Origin of the sequence: Streptomyces sp. NPDC048111, assembly GCF_043202815.1 — a bacterium.
In the GTDB taxonomy this organism is placed as follows: Bacteria; Actinomycetota; Actinomycetes; order Streptomycetales; family Streptomycetaceae; genus Streptomyces.
Genome location: NZ_JBIDBD010000011.1, coordinates 1 through 18,333, shown reverse-complemented (window position 1 = coordinate 18,333; position 18,333 = coordinate 1). Strand labels below are relative to the sequence as shown.

The window sequence follows — 18,333 nt, the reverse complement described above, 5'->3', positions numbered from 1 at the left end:
GATGGCACCGGAACGGACGGTCGACCGCACATCATTCACCACCCGTGGCACCAGCGAACGCGCGGCGGAACAGGGGCAGTTGAGGTGCCTGGACACCTGGGCCCACTGCGCGCCGATCCGGCTGGCGGGATACGAGGAGGATCTCGCCGAGCCGCACATCCTGCCCGGAATCGACTGAGCGGGGCCCGGGCGGCCGACCGGCCGCCCCGAGCCCCGCTCGGCGAGCACTCCTACAGGAAGGAGTTGATCTCGATCGTCTCGGTACGGCCGGGGCCGACGCCGATCGCGGAGATCGGCGCGCCCGACATCTCCTCAAGGGCCTTCACATAGGCCTTCGCGTTCTTCGGCAGCTCGTCGAAGGTCTTGGCCTTGGTGATGTCCTCGGACCATCCGGGGAGCTTCTCGTAGATCGGCTTCGCGTGGTGGAAGTCGGTCTGGGAGTACGGGAGTTCCTCGACGCGCTTGCCGTCGATCTCGTACGCGACGCACACCGGGATCTCCTCCCAGCCGGTCAGCACGTCCAGCTTGGTGAGGAAGAAGTCGGTCAGGCCGTTCACACGGGTCGCGTAGCGGGCGATCGGCGCGTCGAACCAGCCGCAGCGGCGGTCACGGCCGGTGGTGACACCGCGCTCGCCACCGATGCGGCGCAGCGCCTCGCCGTCCTCGTCGAACAGCTCGGTCGGGAACGGACCGGCGCCGACACGGGTCGTGTACGCCTTGAGGATGCCGATGACGCGGCTGATCTTCGTCGGACCCACGCCCGCGCCCGTGCAGGCACCGCCCGCGGTCGGGTTCGAGGAGGTGACGAACGGATACGTGCCGTGGTCGACGTCGAGCAGGGTGCCCTGGCCGCCCTCGAAGAGCACGACCTTGTCGTCGTCCAGCGCCTGGTTCAGGATCAGCGTGGTGTCGGCGACGAACGGCTTGATCTGCTCCGCGTACTGGAGCATCTCCTCGACGATCTTGCCGACCTCGATGGCGCGGCGGTTGTAGACCTTGGCGAGCAGCTGGTTCTTGCCCTCCAGCGCCGCCTCGACCTTCTGCTCCAGGATCGACTCGTCGTAGAGGTCCTGGACGCGGATGCCGACGCGGTTGATCTTGTCGGCGTACGTCGGGCCGATGCCGCGGCCGGTGGTGCCGATCTTCCGCTTGCCGAGGAAGCGCTCGGAGACCTTGTCGAGCGTGACGTTGTACGGCGTGATCAGGTGGGCGTTGCCGCTGATCAGGAGCTTGGACGTGTCGACGCCTCGCTCGTTCAGCCCGCTCAGCTCGGAGAGCAGGACCGCCGGGTCGACGACGACTCCGTTACCGATCACCGGGGTGCACCCCGGCGAGAGGATCCCGGAAGGGAGAAGATGCAGCGCGTACTTCTGGTCGCCTACGACAACCGTGTGGCCGGCATTGTTGCCGCCCTGGTAGCGCACCACATAGTCAACGGATCCACCGAGGAGATCGGTGGCCTTTCCCTTGCCCTCGTCACCCCACTGAGCACCGAGCAGCACAAGTGCGGGCACAGGCGTACACCCCTTCCGGGCGGGGCATGTCCAAGGTCAGGGGCATACGCGTTCCATATGTGGATGCGTACACCATGGGCCTGAACCGAAGAACGCTTGCCCCGGAATAGACGAAGCCCCTGGCGCAATAGCGCAAGGGGCTCTTGCACAAAGATGCTACCCGAGGAAGGACCGAGGTGTCGGCTGCGCACCAGCTCGTCGTGCTCATCGACCCGGTCGCCCGCCGTATTGACGGCGAGTCCGTGCGGATCGCGAAAGATGTGCTGTGTGCGGGAGCAGAGGCGAAGATCTGCTGGCCACAGGGCCCGGAGGAGTTCGCGCGGGCGCTGGCCCGGCGGGGCGGGCGGCGCACCGTTGTGGTCGGTGACGACCGGGCTCTGCTACGCACCGTGACGCTGCTGCACCGTGAGCGTGAGCTCGCCCGGGGCGAACTCGCGCTCGTTCCCGTCGGCACGGCCGACGCGCTGCAGCTGGCCCGCACGCTCGGGGTGCCCCTGGGGGCGGTCGCGGCGGCGCGGGCCGCCCTGGAGGGGCGCGGGCACCCTCGCGACCTCCTGGTGGACGACAGCGACCAGGTGATCCTCGGGGCGCTGCGCGTCCCCGCCCCGGCCCCGGTACGCGCCCGGCCCGTGCAGCCGACGGTGTGGGGCGCGGCCCGCTCGCTCGTACGCACCCTGGTGGGGGCGCCGGCCCCGGTGGCGGCGGCGGTGGCCCATCGGCTGCGCGTGGAGGCGGACGGGGTGCTCCTGAGCGACCTGGACCGGCCGGTGGCGGGGGTGTCGGTGGTGGCGGGGGGCGGGGTCGCGCAGGTGGTGGTGCGGGGGAGTGCGGGGGAGGAGGTTCGGGCTTCGGCCCGGGTCGTGCGGGTTTCGGGGGCGGTGGGGGGGTTTCGGTATGGGGCGGATCAGGTGGTGGTGGGGCCTGTGCGGACGCGGACCTGGGCGGTCCACGAGGCCGCCTGGCACCTCGTCCTCCCCTAGCCCCTGGGGCTCCGCCCCAGACCCCGGGGCGCTTGCCCACCCACCCGCCCGTGCAGCGGGTCGACCCGGCTGAGCCCTGGGGCTCCGCCCCAGACCCCGAGGCGCTTGCCCACCCACCCGCCCGTGACGGGGGTTGGATGGGCCCGGCCCCTGGGGCTGCGCCCCAGACCCCCATCGCGCCTGAACGGCGCTTGTCCTCAATCGCCGGACGGGCTGAGGATGCGCATGCGGACCAGCACCGGTCCTGTTAGGGGCGCGGGGAACTGCGCGAACCCCGGGCATCCCCAGCACCGCCAGGGGCGCGGGGAACTGCGCAAGGCAGGCCGGGCCACACGTGCGGGTCGGCATCGGTGCTGTCAGGGGCGCGGGGAACTGCGCGAGAAGCGACCACGGCCCGCAGACGGCCGGGGTTTTGGGGGCGCGGGGAACTGCGCGAACCCGGCCCGCACCGGCCCCGCCAAGGGGCGCGGGGAACTGCGCGACCAGCCACGCACGGCCCGCGGACGAAGGCGGGTTTCAGGGGGCGCGGGGAACTGCGCGGGTCCGGGGGCGGTCGGGCCGCCAAGGGGCGCGGGGCCCCGGGGGGCTTGATCTCGGGGGGTTCAGGGGGCCAGGGTCGGCCCATGGACAGTCCCTTTCGGCCCGCCGCACCCGACTTCCTCACCAACCCCTACCCCGCGTACGCGGAACTCCGAGCCCAGGGAAGAGCCATCCCCCACCCCCCCACAGCCCAATGGCTCATCCCCCACCACGCCGACGTATCCACCCTGCTCCGCGACCGCCGCCTCGGGCGCAGCTACCAACACCGGTTCACCCACGAGGAGTTCGGCCGCACTCCCCCGCCCCCGGCGCACGAACCCTTCCACACCCTCAACGACCACGGCATGCTCGACCTGGAGCCCCCGGACCACACCCGCATCCGCCGCCTGGTCTCGCAGGCGTTCACCCCGCGCACCGTGGAGCGGCTCGCGCCCACCGTGCGGCGGCTCGCCGCCGGGCTCGTGGAGCGGTTCGTCGCCGCCGGCGGGGGCGACCTCGTGGCCGAGGTCGCCGAGCCGCTGCCCGTCGCCGTCATCGCCGAGATGCTCGGCATCCCCGAGGCCGACCGCCCCCTCCTGCGACCCTGGTCCGCCGCCATCTGCGGGATGTACGAGCTCGGCCCGGACGAGGAGACCGCCGCCCGCGCCGTACGCGCGTCCCTCGAATTCAGCGCGTACCTGAGGGAGTTGATCCGGGAGCGGCGGACCCGGCCGCGCGAGGACCTGGTGTCCGCGCTCATCGCCGCGTACGACGGCGAGAGCGAGGGGGCGTCCGGCCGCACCGCGCGGCTCAGCGAGCAGGAGATGGTCTCCACCTGCGTGCTGCTCCTCAACGCCGGGCACGAGGCCACCGTCAACACCACCGCCAACGGCTGGCTCGCGCTGCTGCGCCACCCCGAGCAGCTCGCCGCGCTGCGGGCGGCGCCGCGGGCGCTGCTGCCCACCGCCATCGAGGAGCTGATGCGGTACGACACCCCGCTCCAGCTCTTCGAGCGGTGGGTGCTGGAGGACATCGAGTTCGCGGGGCAGAAGCTGCCGCGCGGCAGCGAGGTCGCGCTGCTCTTCGGCTCCGCCAACCACGACCCTGCCCGCTTCGACCGCCCCGCCGCCCTCGACCTCACCCGGGCCGACAACCCGCACATCTCCTTCGGCGCCGGCATCCACTACTGCCTCGGCGCTCCGCTCGCCCGGCTCGAACTGACCGCCTCCTTCCGGGAGTTGCTCGACCAGGCACCTGGGTTGCGGCTGGCCGCCGAGCCCGTGCGGGCGCCCGGGTTCGTCATCCGTGGGCTCGCCGAACTCCGCCTCGCGTGCTGACCCGGCCGCCCCCGCCCCCTCCGAGCCGCCCCCGCCCACTCCCGGCCGGCCCCGGCCTCCTCAGCCCGCCACGTCCCGCCGCCGCAGCCCCGCAAGCCCCACCGCCACCATCGCGGCCGCGAGCAGCGTCAGGACCAGGACCGGCGGCCACGCCATCTCCTGGCCCGGCAGCTTCGGGAGGTGACCGAAGGGGGAGACGCCGAGGACCGCGTCCGGCAGGTTCAGGGCCGGGCCGATCCAGCCCAGCGCGAGGCACAGTCCCACCACGCCGAGGGCCGCCCGCGCGAGCCCGGGAAACGCCCCGTACAGCAGTACCGCGAGCCCCGACAGGGTCCAGATCGCGGGGAGTTGGACCAGCGCGGCGCCCAGGATCGGGCCGGGCAGGCCGCCGTATCCAGCCGCGAGGCCGAGCGCGCCGACCACCATGATCAGCGCCGCCCCGCCGAACGCGATCACCAGATGTCCGGCCGCCCAGCGCACCCGCCCCACCGAGGCCGCGAGGACCGGTTCGGCGCGCTGCGCCGTCTCCTCGGCGTACAGCCGCAGCACCGACGTCGTGGCGTACAGCGCGGCCACCATCCCCAGCAGGCCGACCATCGTCGCCAGGAACGCCTCGGTCACCCCGGCCTGTCCGCCCATCCGGCGGATGATCTCCAGCGTCCGCGCGTTGTCCCCGACCAGGCCGGCCGCTCCCTCGGCCATGTGGCCGAACAGCAGCCCGGCCAGGGCGAATCCGGTGCTCCAGCCGATCAGGCCGCCGCGCTGGAGTCGCAGGGCAAGCCCGTACGCCGTCGCGACGCGTCCCTCGGCCGGCCCCGGGCGCGGTGGCACGAAGCTCATCCCGAGGTCGCGCCGCCCGGCCAGGACGGACGCCGCCGCCCCCTGGACGAGGGCCACCACCGCGATCAGGAGCAACACCCACCAGCGTTCGCCCGCGTATGGCCGGACGTTCTCCGCCCAGCCGAGCGGGGAGATCCGGACGAGCACCGAGGAGGCGTCCCGGCTCGCGGTGTCACCCGCCGCCTTCAGGAGGAACGCCACGCCCAGCAGCGCGCCCGCAAGGCCCTTGGCCAGGCGTGCGCTCTCGGTGAGCTGCGCCATGATCGCCGCCAGCGCGGCGAACAGCATGCCGGTCGCGGCGGTGGTGAGGCCGAGGGCGGCCGAACCGGCCGTATTTCCGGTCGACTTGGCGAGCCCCGCCGTGATGACGCAGGTCACCGCCGCGTTCGCCACGAACGCGGCGAGCAGCGCCGAGGCGAGCGGGGCGCGCCGGCCCACCATCGCCGAGGCCAGCAGTTCCTGACGGCCCGTCTCCTCCTCCTCGCGGGTGTGGCGCACCACGATCAACAGGCTCATCACGGCCGCGAGTACGTAGCCGAACCCCCCGAACCGCCAGGCGGTGAGCCCGCCGAGCGAGTCGTCGAGAACGGGCCCGTAGAGCGCGCGCAGCGAGCCGTTGCCGCCCGCCGAGCGGGCCACGTCGGCGCGCTCGGCGGCCGTGGCGTACACCTTCTCCAGGGTGCTGGCGCCGCTGGCGACCAGTCCGCCGAGGCCGGCCACCCACAGCGGGATCATGACGCGGTCGCGGCGCAGGGCGAGCCTCAACAGGGCGCCGGTGCCCGCGAGTTCGCGGCGCGTACGCGTCCGGGCGGCGGGCGGCGCGAGAGCGGCGGCGGTCATCGCACCACCACCTCGCCCCCGGCTTCCGTGTAGTGGCGCCGGAACAGCTCCTCCAGGGTGGGCGGGGTGGCGGTCAGCGACCGTACGCCGGCGTCGGTGAGCGAGCGCAGCACCGGGCCGAGCTTGTCCGTGTCCGCCTGGAGGGTGACCCGGCCGCCCCGGACGTCCACGTCGTGCACGCCCGGCAGACCGGCCAAGTCCTGTGGCGGGCCCATGAGTTCGGCCGTGATGGAGGTACGGGTGAGGTGGCGCAGCTCGGCGAGCGAGCCGCTCTCCACGGTCCGGCCCCGGCGGATGATGCTGACCCGGTCGCAGAGGCTCTCCACCTCACTGAGCAGGTGCGAGGAGAGCAGCACGGTGCGGCCCCGGTCGCGCTCCTCGTTCACGCAGCCCTGGAAGACCTCCTCCATCAGCGGGTCGAGCCCCGAGGTCGGTTCATCGAGGATCATCAGGTCGACGTCCGAGGCGAACGCGGCCACCAGGGCCACCTTCTGCCGGTTGCCCTTGGAGTAGGTGCGGCCCTTCTTGGTGGGATCGAGCTCGAAGCGCTCGATGAGGTCGCGCCGGCGCGATGGGTCGAGCCTTCCTCCCCTCAACCTGCCGTACAGGTCGATGACTTCACCGCCGGAGAGGTTGCGCCACAGGGTCACGTCACCCGGCACGTACGCCACCCGGCGGTGCAGCTCGACGGCGTCGGCCCAGGGGTCGCGCCCGAGCAGCTGGGCCGCACCGGAGTCGGCCCGCAGGAGCCCGAGCAGGACACGGATGGTGGTGGACTTCCCGGCACCGTTGGGCCCGAGGAAGCCGTGGACCTCACCGGCTTCCACGGCGAGGTCGAGACCGTCGAGTGCGGGGGTCCGCCCGAACGACTTGTGCAGCCCGGCGACCGTGATTGCCTTCGTCATGTTTTTGAACGTACTGTACTTTCACGAAGTTGTGAAGATACGGAACGCCACGAAGGGGCCGTTAGGCTCGGAGATGTGGATCTGGGTTGGGACGGTGACGGCGATGGTGGTGGCGGTGCGGCGAGGGGAGATGCGAGGGGAGATGAAGGGGTGATGCGTGGCGGTGGTGACCCCCATGTGGCGGGGGGCGGTCGGCGTGAGGGGCCTGGGGGTGGGCCGGAAGCGAGGCGTGATGGGCCGGGTGGGCGTGATGAGGATGCCGTCGGGCGGTTTGTCGAGCGGTTCGCGTCCGAGCTGGCCGAGGCCGGTATGCAGCGGATGGCGGCCCGGGTGTTCGCCGCGCTGCTCGTCTCGGAGAGCGGCTCGATGACCTCGGCCGAGCTGGCCACCGCCCTGCGCATCAGCCCGGCCGCCGTGTCGGGCGCGGTCCGGTATCTGTCGCAGGTCAACATGGTCGGCCGCGAGCGTGAGCCCGGTTCGCGCCGGGACCGGTACGTGCTGCACAACGAGCTCTGGTACGAGACCTTCACCAACCGCGACCGGGTGCTGACGCGCTGGGAGCAGGTGCTGCTGGACGGGGTGGCGAGTGCGGGGGGGACGGGGACGGGGGCGGGGGCCCGGATGGCGGAGACGGCGGAGTTCTTCGCCTTTCTGCACGGGGAGCTGTCCCAACTGATGGCCCGCTGGCGCGCCCACCGCACAACCCTGCCCCTCCCCCCGACCCGGCCGCAGTGACCCCCCGGGGTCGTGGGGTTGCCCTGGGCGGGGCCGGTGCGGGCCGGGGTTCGCGCAGTTCCCCGCGCCCCTTGGCGGGGCCGGTGCGGGCCGGGGTTTGCGCAGTTCCCCGCGCCCCCAAAACCCCGGTCGTCTGCGGACCGTGCCCGCGTCTCGCGCAGTTCCCCGCGCCCCCACAACCCCGGTCGTCCGCGGACCGTGCTGGCTTCTCGCGCAGTTCCCCGCGCCCCTTAGCGGGACCGGTGCTGGTCCGCATGCGCATCCTCAGCCCGTCCGGCGTTTGAGGACGAGCGCCGTTCAGGCGCGACAGGGGGTGCAGGGGGCGCAGCCCCCGCCGGGGTTCGAGGGGCGGAGCCCCTCAAGGGGGTCTGGGGCGCAGCCCCAGGGCTCAGCCGATGCAACCCGCTGCACGGGCGGGTGGGTGGGCAAGCGGCGACGGGGTCTGGGGCGGAGCCCCAGGGAGCTGGGCCGGCCGACCCCCTGCACAGGGTGGGCAGACCCCCCGGGTGGGGTTGGGTCAGGAGGGGGTTACCAGGCGGGTCTCGTAGGCGTACACCGCCGCCTGCGTACGATCCCGCAACCCCAACTTCACCAGCACCCGACTCACATGAGTCTTGATCGTGGACTCCGCCACCACCAACCGCTCAGCGATCTCCTGGTTCGACAACCCCTGGGCGATCAGCACGAGCACCTCCGTCTCACGATCGGTGAGCTCCTCCACCTGCCCCGGCCCCGCCGACCCACCCCGCTGCGAGGGCACCACCCGGGCGAACTCGTTGATCAGGCGCCGGGTCACCGAGGGCGCGAGCAGGGCCTCGCCGGAGGCCACCACCCGTACGCCGTCCGCGAGTTGGCGGGCCGAGGCGTCCTTGAGGAGGAAGCCCGACGCCCCCGCCCGCAGCGCCTGGTACACGTACTCGTCCAGGTCGAAGGTGGTCAGGACGAGCACCTTCGACGAGTCGTCCGCCGCCACGATCTCGCGCGTCGCCTCGATGCCGTTCATGCCGGGCATCCGGATGTCCATCAGGACCACGTCGGGCCGCAGCGCCTGCACCTGGGCCACCGCCTCGTGCCCGTCGACCGCCTCGCCCACGACCTCGATGTCCGGCTGTGCGCCGAGCAGCACGGAGAAACCCTCGCGCACCATCATCTGGTCGTCGACGATCAGCACCTTGATCGTCATGCCCGCTTGTCCATTCTGATCGTCGTGTCCGCGCCGCCCGGGGCGCCCCCGGACTCCGCTCGCGACCCACCCGGAGCAGCCGGCCCGGCCGGTCCGGTCGGCTCGGCCGGGGCGACCGGGATGAAGACGGTCACCTCGTACCCGCCCTCGGCCGTCCGCTCGGCCGTCATCACCCCGCCGAGCATCGCCACCCGCTCGGCCATGCCCGTGATCCCGTGCCCGGACCCCTGCGAGGGACCCGGCTCGGTCCGCGCGGGCCCGTTGAGGACGCGCAGCCCGAGCCCGCCCAGAACGTACCCGATCTCCACCCGCGCCCCCGCCCCCGGCGCATGCCGCAGGGTGTTGCTGAGGGCCTCCTGGATGATCCGGTACGCCGAGAGCTCGACGCCCTGCGGCAGTTCGCGCACCGCACCGGTGATGACCTTCTCCACCGCGAGACCCGTCCCGCGGACGTTGGCGAGCAGGCCGTCCAGGTCGGCGAGGGTGGGCTGGGGCGCGTCCGGCGCCTCGTAGTCCTCGGCGCGTACGACACCGAGCACCCGGCGCAGCTCGGTCAGCGCGGCCACCGCGTTCTCGCGGATCGTGACGAAGGCCTGGGCCAGCTCGGGCGGCGGGTTCTCCACCCGGTAGGGCGCGGCCTCCGCCTGGATGGCGACCACCGACATGTGGTGCGCCACCACGTCGTGCAGCTCGCGCGCGATGTTGGTGCGCTCCTCAAGGACCGTACGCCGGTCCCGCTCCACCGCCGTGACCGACTTCTCCGCGCTGACCTGCCGCTCCGCGTCCTTGCGGACGTGGACGAGGGAGATGACCAGCAGCACCATGCCGTAGAAGACCGCCAGCTGGACGCTGCCGAAGGAGTCCGCGCGTCCGCGCAGCACGCTCATCACGAGGCTGACGCCGACGGTCACCGCCCACATCCAGAACGAGACCCGCGGCCGGCTGCGCAGGGCCACCACCGTCATGACGCTGAAGTGCATGAAGGCGGAGCCGGCCGTCCACGGGCTCATGCTGCCGTGGTCGCCCAGCATCCCGACGAAGACCGTCACCCCGCACGACAGCCAGAACGCCCCGATGGGACGCACCAGCGTCATCAGCACCGGCACCGCGAGGAGCAACCCGCTCACCAGGAAGGCCAGCCCCCCGCCGACGCCGGACAGGCTGCGCTGGTAGCCGAACGTCATGGCGAGGAACGCCAGGAAGCCGACCGTCGCGTGCGGCAGCCAGGCCACGGCCTGGCCCATGCGGCCCGGGAGGTGGCGGGCTATGACCCCGTCGGTGCGGCGCGGCCGCAGCGGCCGGTAGGCGAACGGGTCGTGGAACAGGTCCCTGCGCAGCCCCCCGTACGCGTCCATCGCCATCCGGAACTCCGGGGAGCGCTCGGCTCCGCCGCCCGCCGCTGTGCTGCCGCTCCCCTGCCGGGGCCTGGTCGTCTCGTTCACATCCACCACCGTAGGCGGCGGCCGGGGGCACGGCGTCCGGCGCGAAGCGGATCCTGCGGGGTCCGCCTCAGGGACTACCCGGACGGTACGGGCAACCACCCGGGCCCCGGCACACCTCCCGCAGCGCCTGGTGCAGACCTCCACGCTCAGGCCTCCGCGCTCAGACCTCCACGCTCAGGCCTCCGCGCTCAGGCCACCGCGCTCAGACCTCCGCCGTCACCTTGGCGACGAACGACGCGACGTTCAGGACGGTCCGCTCGATCTTCTCCTCCACCGTGAGCGTCTCGTGCAGCCGCGCCCCCATGCCCGCGTCCTTCTTGCCGCGCACGTACAGCGAGCAGTCCAGGTCGGCGCAGATGTAGGCGCCCACCGAGTTCCCCTGCTTACCGGGCCTGCCCGCCTTCGGGGCGACCATCAGCGCGACGCCGCCGGAGTGGGTGGTCAGGCACATCGAGCACATGCTGCGGCGCTGCTGGCCGACGGCCGCGGTCGAGCAGCGCAGCGCGAGGCCGTGCGGGCGGCCGTCCAGCTCCACGACGAGGTAACCGCGGTCGGGGGCCTGCGGGTCGCGCCAGCCGAGGTAGTCCAGGTCGTCCCAGGGGCGTTCGGCCAGGTCACGCGGGACGGCCAGGCGCTTGGCCTCACCCTTGGTGCAGTTCACGAAGGCGGCGCGGATGTCTTGTTCGGTCAGCGGCTTCATAAACATCACGGTAATTTGCCTAAACCTTTTAGGCAAACGCATAATCGCTTCAGGCAGCAGCGAGCGGCACCGGCTGCGCGAGGACGAGAGCGGGAGCGGGAGAGGAAGGGCATGGCATGGCACGGGTAGGACTGACCACGCAGCGCCTCGTCGAGGCGGGCGCCGAGCTCGCCGACGAGGTCGGCTTCGAGCAGGTGACCGTCTCGGCGCTGGCCAGACGCTTCGACGTGAAGGTCGCCAGCCTGTACTCGCACGTGCGGAACTCGCAGGACCTCAGGACCAGGCTCGCCCTGCTCGCCCTGGAGGAACTCGCCGACCTCGCCTCCGACGCCGTCGCCGGCCGCTCCGGCAAGGACGCCCTGGCCGCGCTCGGCAACGTCTACCGCGACTACGCCCGCACCCACCCCGGCCGCTACGCCGCCTCCCAGCTGCGGCTCACGCCCGAGGACGCGGTCGCGAGCGCGGGGCGCCGGCACTCCCAGCTGACCCGGGCGATCCTGCGCGGCTACGACCTGCCGGAGGCCGAGCAGAACCACGCGGTGCGGCTGCTCGGCGGCGCCTTCCACGGCTACATCACCCTGGAGCTGGGCGGCGGGTTCAGCCACAGCGCCCCCGACAGTCAGCAGAGCTGGGAGCGCGTCCTGGACGGGCTCGACGTCCTGCTGCGCAACTGGCCCACCCCGTAAGCGGGTTCGCGTACGCCGGCGCCGCCCCGCCCCACCCCGGAGACACCTCGTGATCGAGACCCCCATCACCGCCCAACTCCTGCGTGGCTCCATCGAGTTGGAGCAAACGGAGCACGGCGTCCTTCCGCACCGGCTGCCCCGGTCGGCCCGTACGCGCGGCGCCGATCCGCAGATCCTGGCGTCCGCCTCCCAGCCCTCCGGCGTACGCGTCGCCTTCCGCTCCCGGGCCACCACCGTCGAGCTGGACACCGTGCCCACCAAACGCGAGTACGTCGGCGGCCCGGCCCGCCCCGACGGCGTGTACGACCTGCTCGTGGACGGGCGTTTGGCCGGGTACGGCTCGGTTTCCGGCGGCCACACCCTGACCGCCGACCTGGCCACCGGGACCGCCGAACACCGCCCGGGCCCGCCCGGCACCCTGCGCTTCACCGGCCTCGCCGCCGCCGACAAGGACATCGAGATCTGGCTGCCGCACAACGAGACCACCGAACTCGTCGCGCTGCGCACCGACGCCCCCGTCGAGCCGCTGCCCGACCGGGGCCGCAAGGTCTGGCTCCACCACGGCAGTTCGATCAGCCACGGCTCGGACGCGGCGAGCCCCAGCACCACCTGGCCGGCCGTCGCCGCGCTGCTGTCCGGCACCGATCTGGTCAACCTGGGGTTCGGCGGCGGCGCCCTGCTGGACCCGTTCACCGCGCGCACCCTGCGCGACACCCCGGCGGACGTGATCAGCGTCAAGCTCGGCATCAACGTGGTGAACCTGGACCTGATGCGGCTGCGCGCCTTCACCCCGGCGGTGCACGGGTTCCTCGACACGATCCGCGAGGGGCACCCCACGGCCCCGCTGCTCGTGGTCTCGCCGATCCTGTGCCCCATCCACGAGGACACCCCGGGACCCTGCGCCATGGACAGCGCCGCGTTCGCCTCGGGGCGGCTGCGCTTCTACGCGCAGGGGGATCCGGCGGAGCGGGCGGGGGGGAAGCTCACGCTGAACGTCATCCGCGAGGAGTTGGCCGCGGTTGTCGCGGGGCGGCGGGGTGAGGATCCCAACCTCCATTACCTGGACGGGCGTTCGCTGTACGGGGAGGGGGACGCTGAGGGGTTGCCGTTGCCCGACGGGCTGCATCCCTCTGCGGGTGTCCATCGGCTCATGGGTGAGCGTTTCGCCCAACTTGCCTTTGAGGGCGGGCCGTTCGCGTAGTTCCCCGCGCTCCTGGGGCCCCCTGCCGCCTGCGGGCCGTGGTCGCTTCTCGCGCAGTTCCCCGCGCCCCCAAACCCCTCTGCCGCCTGCGGGCCGTGGTCGCTCCTCGCGCAGTTCCCCGCGCCCCCAAAACCCCTGCCACCCGCGGACCGTGATCGCTCCTCGCGCAGTTCCCCGCGCCCCCAAAACCCCTGCCGGCTGCGGGCCGTGGTCGCTTCCCGCGCAGTTCCCCGCGCCCCCGGCAGCACCGGGGACGGGCGGGTGGGGGTCGATGAGGGGGGGCGGGGTCAGTAGGCCAGTTGGGCGAGTTCTTCTGCCACTACTGCGCACGCGTCCGACGCCGGGTCGATCAGGGCGAAGTGGCCGATGTCCTCGAGGAGGGTGAAGCCCACCGTCTCGCCCGCCTTCGCCGCCGCGTCCACGTACGCCTCCGCCACGGCCGGCGGCACCACGATGTCGTCCCGGCCCTGCACCACGGCCGTGGCGATGCCGGTCGGCAGCAGGGCGGACGGGTCGGTGTGCGCGGAGCGCGCGCTCAACTCGGGCTGCCCGCCCAGGAGTTGCAGCACCGCGCCGCCGCACACGTCCAGCTCGACGGCGGTGGCGAAGTCGGCGATGGGGGCCAGCGCCACCACGCCGCGCAGGGGCGGGGGCCCCGGGGTGTGCCACGGCGAATCGGCGGGCAGGACGTGCCGGGCCGCCGCCCACAGCGCGAGGTGGCCGCCCGCGGAGTGCCCGGCGAGGACGGTGCGGCGCGGATCGGCCTGCGCGACGGCGTCCCGTACGAGCAGGGGCAGGGCGTCCAGGGCGGCGGCCACGTCGTCGAAGGTGTCCGGCCAGCGTCCCGCCACGGGCCCGTCCCCGCCCTGCTGGGGCAGCAGACTCCCGCGCCGGTACTCGACGTTGGCGACGGCGAAACCGCGCCGGGCCAGGAAGTCGGCGAGCGGGGTGAGGTGCGTCCGGTCGTACGGGCCCCGCCAGGCGCCCCCGTGCAGGAGGACCACCAGGGGGACTCCGGTGCCGGCGCCCCGCGGGGCGTAGAAGTCGATCAGCTGGTCCGGGTGGTCGCCGTAGGCGGCGGTGGCATCCGGGGCGACGGCGGGATGGGAGAAGGCGGACGCCTCTTCGGCCGCGTCACGCTCTGCGGGCTCCATCGTTCCCCACCTTCCCACCAGGCCGAGCCGGTTGATCACCCGGGCGCCACGGACGCTATCAGGGCGCCCGGGCCACCCGGGCGCGGCCCGGCCCGGCGGGGTTGCCGCCGATCAGCTCAGGAGCGTCCCCAGTTCGCGTGCGGCCCGTTCGGCGTCGGCGAAGCCCACGTACAGCGGGGTGAAGCCGAAGCGCAGGACGTCGGGGCGGCGGAAGTCGCCGACCACGCCCCGCTCGGTGAGCGCCCGCATCACCTCGCCCGCGCCCTCGCAGCCGAGCGAGACCTGGCTGCCACGTTCGGCGTGCGCGGCCGGGGTCACCGAGGTGACCCGTCCGGCCGGGACGTGGGCTTCGACGCACTCCAGGAAGAAGTCCGTCAGGGCGAGGGACTTGGCCCGCACCGCTTCGACGGACACCCCGTCCCACACGTCGAGCGCGGATTCCAGGGCCAGCAGGGACAGGATGTCCGGGGTGCCGACCCGGCCCCGCACCGCGCCGTCGCCCGGCGCGTACGCCGGACGCATCCCGAACGGGTCCTCGTGCGAGTTCCAGCCGGGCAGCGGGGTGTCGAAGGCGGCCTGGTGGTCGCCGCGCACGTACAGGTAGGCCGGTGAACCCGGGCCGCCGTTCAGGTACTTGTAGGTGCAGCCCACCGCGAGGTCGACGCCGTGCTCGGCGAGGCCCACCGGGAGCGCGCCCGCGCTGTGGCACAGGTCCCAGACCGCGAGGGCGCCGGCCGCGTGGACCGCCGCCGTCAGACCGGGCAGGTCGTTGAGGCGGCCCGAGCGGTAGTCCACGTGGTTGACCAGGACGGCCGCCGTGCGCGGGCCGAGGGCGGCCGGGATGTCGGCGGGGGCCAGGGCCCGCAGGCGGCGGCCCGTCATCCGGGCCGCGGACTCGGCCACGTACCCGTCGGTGGGGAACGTCGTGGCGTCCACCAGGATCTCGTCGCGTCCGTCGCCCGCCAGGCGCACCGCGGCCACCAGCGCCTTGAAGACGTTGACGCTCGTCGAGTCGCCGACCACGACCGTGTCCGGGCCGGCGCCGACCAGCGGGGCTATGCGGTCGCCGACCCGCTCCGGGGCGGTCCACCACCCGCTCTCCTCCCAGGAGCGGATGCGCAGCTGTCCCCACTCGCGGGCGATGACGTCCTGCATCCGCGCCGGTACGTGCCGGGGCAGCGCGCCCAGCGAGTTGCCGTCGAGGTAGACCACCCCGTCGTCGAGCGCGAACAGCTCGCGGTGCCCGGCGAGTTCGTCGGCGGCGTCCAGCGCCGCGGCCTTCTTGGCCAGGGCCTCAGACATGGCTGCGCGCCGTCCACAGCTCGGGGAACACGTTCTTGGTGGCCCGCTTCTCCAGCCAGGCGACCCCGGCCGAGCCGCCGGTGCCGGCCTTCGCGCCCATGGCCCGCCGGGTCGCCACCAGGTGGTCGTTGCGCCAGCGCCACACGAGCTCGCCGACATCGGTCAACACCTCGCCCAGGCGCACCAGTTCACCGTTCTGGTCGCCCGCGTACAGCTCGGTCCAGACCGCCTCGACCTCGGCGTCCGGCTCGTACCTGCGGGTCAGGTCGCGCTGGAGGACGGCCTCCGGGATCGCGTACCCGCGGCGCGCGAGCAGCCCGAGCACCTCGTCGTACAGACTGGGCTCGCCCAGCGCCTTCTCCAGCTCGGCGTGCACGCGCGGCGCCCCGCGGTGCGGCACCAGCATGGAGGCGGACTTGTCGCCGAGCAGGAACTCCATGCGCCGGTACATCGCCGACTGGAAGCCCGAGCCCTCGCCGAGCGCGGAGCGGTAGGAGTTGAACTGGGCCGGGGTCAGCTGCGCCAGCGGCGTCCACGAGGCGTTCAGCGCCTCCAGCTCCCGCAGCGAACGCTTCAGGGCGTCGACCGCGACCGGCACCCGGTCCTCGCGCAGCGCCCGGGACGCGGTCTCCCACTCGTGCACGATGACCGTGAACCACAGCTCCATGACCTGGGTGGTGACCAGGAAGACCATCTCGCCCGGGTCGTCCGAGCGCAGGTGCTGGAGGTGGGTGAGCACGTCCGCCTGGACGTAGTCCTCGTACGGTGTCGTGCCCTCGAAGTCCAGGTTCGGGGTCTCCGGCTCGTCGCCCGGCTCGGGCGGCACGACCGGTTCGGACATCTTTGATGACATCGCTGTCTCCTCGATGTGTCCGGGTAGCGGTCCGCCCCTTCCTTGGTCGGCATCGGAGCCCCGGTCCCCACCGGCATCATAAGCACGCCCGCGCCCGGCGCGTCAGGGCACCGAGGGCCCCGTGACGAACGTCCCCTGCGCGGTATAGGGCCAGGCGTTGGACTTGCAGCCGTTGAGGCCCTTGATCTGCTGCATCATCACCGGGGCGGGTCTGCCCGCGCCCGGGCAGGCCATGTGCTGGTGGTAGCCGATCAAGTGGCCCACCTCGTGGTTGATGATGAGGTGGCGGTACTCGGCGGGCGGCCCGTCGTACTGCGGCGAGCCGGTCACCCAGCGCTTCAGATTGACGATGACACCCCCCGTGACCTCGCAGTTCAGCTCGCCCTCGGTGTCGCCGACGGCGGCGCAGAGCTTGTCGGTGGTCTTCGGAGTGGCGATCTTGATGACGACGTCGGCGCCGCTCGCGACCAGCTGGAAGCGGCCCTTGCCGTGCGCGGCCCAGCTGCGCGGGTCGGACAGGATGGTCTGGACGTCGAGGGCGGCCTGCTTGGCGGAGACGTCCGCCCCGTCCTCGACCTGCACCTGGTAGCGCCGCAGCGGCCCGCCGGTGCCGACGGTCCTGCCGGAGGCCTGGGCGGTGGTGAAGGTGCCGGGGCCGGACTCCGGTACGGCGGAGGGCTTCGGGCTGCCCGTGCCCGCGGAGGAGGCGGGCTCGGCCGGCTCCAGGGGGCGCGGGGACTGCTCGGCCATGGGGCTGGCCGCGGTGTTGCCCGGCTCCACGGCGGACTTCGCGCCGCCCCCGGGCCACTGGGCGAGCGCGACCCCGCCGAGCAGGACGGCCCCGGCCAGCGCCCCGACGAGCAGCACGCGCCCGCGCCGCCCTGGCCGACTGCGCTGCCGGGTCTGTCTGCGGCCGGTGCCTGCGGTCGCGGCGGTGCTGCGGGCGCCTCGCTTGCCCAAGACGGAGTTCTCCCCTGGTCCCCGGCTGGGTTGGGGGGAGAGGAGTGGGGCCTCTGCGCCAGCCTGTCCATTCGGCCGGATGCGGGCACGGAGGGGGGTCGCCTGCGCGCGCATCCGGTCGATTCGTGTCAGCCATAGAGATGCGCCGACGGGGTGGGGCGTTCCCTTCGGGGGGTCTCTGGTTGATCCGGGGGGGGGCCGGGGGGCCGAGGGGCGCTCGGGCCCGGGGCGCTGCCGCGTGTGCGTGCGGGCGGGCGTTCGGCCGCGGGTCGGCGCCGGGGGGCCGTACGCGTTGGGCCGCGGCCGGCGCCGATGAGGTCGGCCGGGGATCAGCCAGGGGTCAGCAGGATCAGCAAGGGATCAGCCGAGGGTGTCGGCGGCCTGGGGCGAGGAGTCGCGCAGGAACGAGGTGCAGCGCTCGTACTCGGCGTCCTCGCCGATCGCCTGCGCGGCGCGGGCGAGGGCGTGCAGGGCGCGGAGGAACCCGCGGTTGGGCTCGTGCTCCCACGGCACCGGGCCGTGGCCCTTCCACCCGGCGCGGCGCAGCGAGTCGAGGCCGCGGTGGTAGCCGGTACGGGCGTAGGCGTACGACTCGACGGTGCGGCCACCGTCGAACGCGTCGTCGGCGAGCTGGGCCCAGGCGAGGGAGGAGGTGGGGTACTTCGCGGCGACGTCGGCGGGGGCGGTGCCGGAGGCGAGGAGTTCGCGGGGCTCGGGGTCGTCGGGGAGGTGGGTGGGGGCGGGGCCGCCGAGGAGGTTTTCGTGAAGGGACATGGGGTTAGTTTGCCACCGGGGGTGGGGGTGGGGGGCCGCCGTGCTGCCTTTTCGCGCAGTTCCCCGCGCCCCTGGGCCTCGGTCATCAGCGGGCCGTGCTGGCTTGCTCGCGCAGTTCCCCGCGCCCCTTGGCGGGACCGGTGCGGGCCAGCACGTGTAGCCCGGCCCGCCTTGCGCAGTTCCCCGCGCCCCTGAACCCCCAATTGCCTGCGGACCGTGGTCGCTCCTCGCGCAGTTCCCCGCGCCCCTTGGCAGGACCGGTGCCGGCCAGCACGTGTGGCCCGGCCTGCCTTGCGCAGTTCCCCGCGCCCCTTAACTGCTCGGTGCTGGGCAGCACCAGGCCACCTCAGCCCGTCCGGCGATTGAGGACGAGCGCCCTTAAGGCGCGAAAGGGGGGTGCAGGGGGCG

Annotated in this window: 17 protein-coding genes; 6 read left to right on the top strand and 11 right to left on the bottom strand. The window is 73.3% G+C overall.

Annotated elements, in window-relative coordinates; genetic code table 11:
- The first annotated feature begins 1 nt into the window (after position 1).
- Positions 2-178, top strand: coding sequence for a hypothetical protein (locus ACGF3I_RS19315; RefSeq protein WP_393133556.1), 177 nt, complete (start codon positions 2-4; stop codon positions 176-178).
- 52 nt (positions 179-230) lie between these two features.
- Here the strand turns inward: ACGF3I_RS19315 and ACGF3I_RS19310 are convergent, their stop codons facing one another.
- Positions 231-1,514 (bottom strand): adenylosuccinate synthase, encoded by a 1,284-nt coding sequence (locus ACGF3I_RS19310; RefSeq protein WP_114040723.1) that lies wholly within the window; start codon positions 1,512-1,514, stop codon positions 231-233.
- A gap of 176 nt (positions 1,515-1,690) precedes the next feature.
- On the opposite strand from ACGF3I_RS19310, the gene ACGF3I_RS19305 reads away from it, so the two are divergent.
- Positions 1,691-2,494 carry a diacylglycerol kinase gene (locus ACGF3I_RS19305; protein ID WP_393133554.1) on the top strand — a complete coding sequence of 268 codons (804 nt, stop codon included), beginning with the start codon at positions 1,691-1,693 and terminating at the stop codon, positions 2,492-2,494.
- A 623-nt stretch (positions 2,495-3,117) separates the two neighbouring features.
- Entirely contained in the window at positions 3,118-4,350 is a 1,233-nt protein-coding gene (locus ACGF3I_RS19300; RefSeq protein ID WP_393133552.1) for a cytochrome P450, read from the top strand.
- Positions 4,351-4,410: 60 nt separating this feature from the next.
- On the opposite strand, the gene ACGF3I_RS19295 is transcribed toward ACGF3I_RS19300, so the two are convergent.
- Together ACGF3I_RS19295 and ACGF3I_RS19290 are read right to left on the bottom strand one after the other, a co-directional pair.
- Complete coding sequence (locus tag ACGF3I_RS19295; protein WP_393133550.1) at positions 4,411-6,030, bottom strand: ABC transporter permease; 1,620 nt, start codon at positions 6,028-6,030, stop codon at positions 4,411-4,413.
- The gene (locus tag ACGF3I_RS19290) at positions 6,027-6,935 is read right to left on the bottom strand and encodes an ATP-binding cassette domain-containing protein (protein ID WP_393133548.1); all 909 of its coding nucleotides are present in this window, start codon (positions 6,933-6,935) and stop codon (positions 6,027-6,029) included. The genes ACGF3I_RS19295 and ACGF3I_RS19290 overlap by 4 nt, the downstream gene beginning before the upstream one ends.
- 153 nt (positions 6,936-7,088) lie before the next feature.
- On the opposite strand from ACGF3I_RS19290, the gene ACGF3I_RS19285 reads away from it, so the two are divergent.
- Positions 7,089-7,670, top strand: a complete 582-nt coding sequence (locus tag ACGF3I_RS19285; RefSeq protein ID WP_393133546.1) for a GbsR/MarR family transcriptional regulator — start codon at positions 7,089-7,091, stop codon at positions 7,668-7,670.
- A gap of 517 nt (positions 7,671-8,187) precedes the next feature.
- Here the strand turns inward: ACGF3I_RS19285 and ACGF3I_RS19280 are convergent.
- From ACGF3I_RS19280 to ACGF3I_RS19270, 3 genes are all read right to left on the bottom strand, one after another.
- Positions 8,188-8,853 carry a response regulator gene (locus tag ACGF3I_RS19280; RefSeq protein ID WP_393133544.1) on the bottom strand — a complete coding sequence of 222 codons (666 nt, stop codon included), beginning with the start codon at positions 8,851-8,853 and terminating at the stop codon, positions 8,188-8,190.
- On the bottom strand, positions 8,850-10,295 hold the full coding sequence (locus ACGF3I_RS19275; protein WP_393133542.1) for a sensor histidine kinase: 1,446 nt from the start codon (positions 10,293-10,295) through the stop codon (positions 8,850-8,852). The genes ACGF3I_RS19280 and ACGF3I_RS19275 overlap by 4 nt, the downstream gene beginning before the upstream one ends.
- A 202-nt stretch (positions 10,296-10,497) precedes the next feature.
- On the bottom strand, positions 10,498-10,995 hold the full coding sequence (locus ACGF3I_RS19270; protein ID WP_393133540.1) for an FBP domain-containing protein: 498 nt from the start codon (positions 10,993-10,995) through the stop codon (positions 10,498-10,500).
- A 116-nt stretch (positions 10,996-11,111) separates the two neighbouring features.
- On the opposite strand from ACGF3I_RS19270, the gene ACGF3I_RS19265 reads away from it, so the two are divergent.
- A complete protein-coding gene (locus ACGF3I_RS19265; RefSeq protein ID WP_393133538.1) occupies positions 11,112-11,681 on the top strand; it encodes a TetR/AcrR family transcriptional regulator in 570 nt (189 codons plus the stop codon).
- 49 nt (positions 11,682-11,730) lie between these two features.
- On the top strand, positions 11,731-12,882 hold the full coding sequence (locus ACGF3I_RS19260; protein WP_393133536.1) for a GDSL-type esterase/lipase family protein: 1,152 nt from the start codon (positions 11,731-11,733) through the stop codon (positions 12,880-12,882).
- 287 nt (positions 12,883-13,169) lie between these two features.
- On the opposite strand, the gene ACGF3I_RS19255 is transcribed toward ACGF3I_RS19260, so the two are convergent.
- The 5 genes from ACGF3I_RS19255 to ACGF3I_RS19235 all read right to left on the bottom strand — a co-directional run bounded on the left by ACGF3I_RS19255 (position 13,170) and on the right by ACGF3I_RS19235 (position 17,925).
- A complete protein-coding gene (locus tag ACGF3I_RS19255; protein ID WP_393133534.1) occupies positions 13,170-14,036 on the bottom strand; it encodes an alpha/beta hydrolase in 867 nt (288 codons plus the stop codon).
- Positions 14,037-14,147: 111 nt separating this feature from the next.
- Positions 14,148-15,338, bottom strand: coding sequence for a kynureninase (gene kynU / locus ACGF3I_RS19250; RefSeq protein ID WP_393133532.1), 1,191 nt, complete (start codon positions 15,336-15,338; stop codon positions 14,148-14,150).
- Positions 15,331-16,191: a tryptophan 2,3-dioxygenase family protein gene (locus ACGF3I_RS19245; protein WP_393133530.1), complete on the bottom strand. Its 861-nt coding sequence runs from the start codon at positions 16,189-16,191 to the stop codon at positions 15,331-15,333. The genes kynU and ACGF3I_RS19245 overlap by 8 nt, the downstream gene beginning before the upstream one ends.
- A 102-nt stretch (positions 16,192-16,293) precedes the next feature.
- On the bottom strand, positions 16,294-17,151 hold the full coding sequence (locus ACGF3I_RS19240) for a DUF3152 domain-containing protein (protein ID WP_393133528.1): 858 nt from the start codon (positions 17,149-17,151) through the stop codon (positions 16,294-16,296).
- Positions 17,152-17,511: 360 nt separating this feature from the next.
- Entirely contained in the window at positions 17,512-17,925 is a 414-nt protein-coding gene (locus tag ACGF3I_RS19235) for a DUF3151 domain-containing protein (RefSeq protein WP_393133526.1), read from the bottom strand.
- Positions 17,926-18,333: the final 408 nt, after the last annotated feature.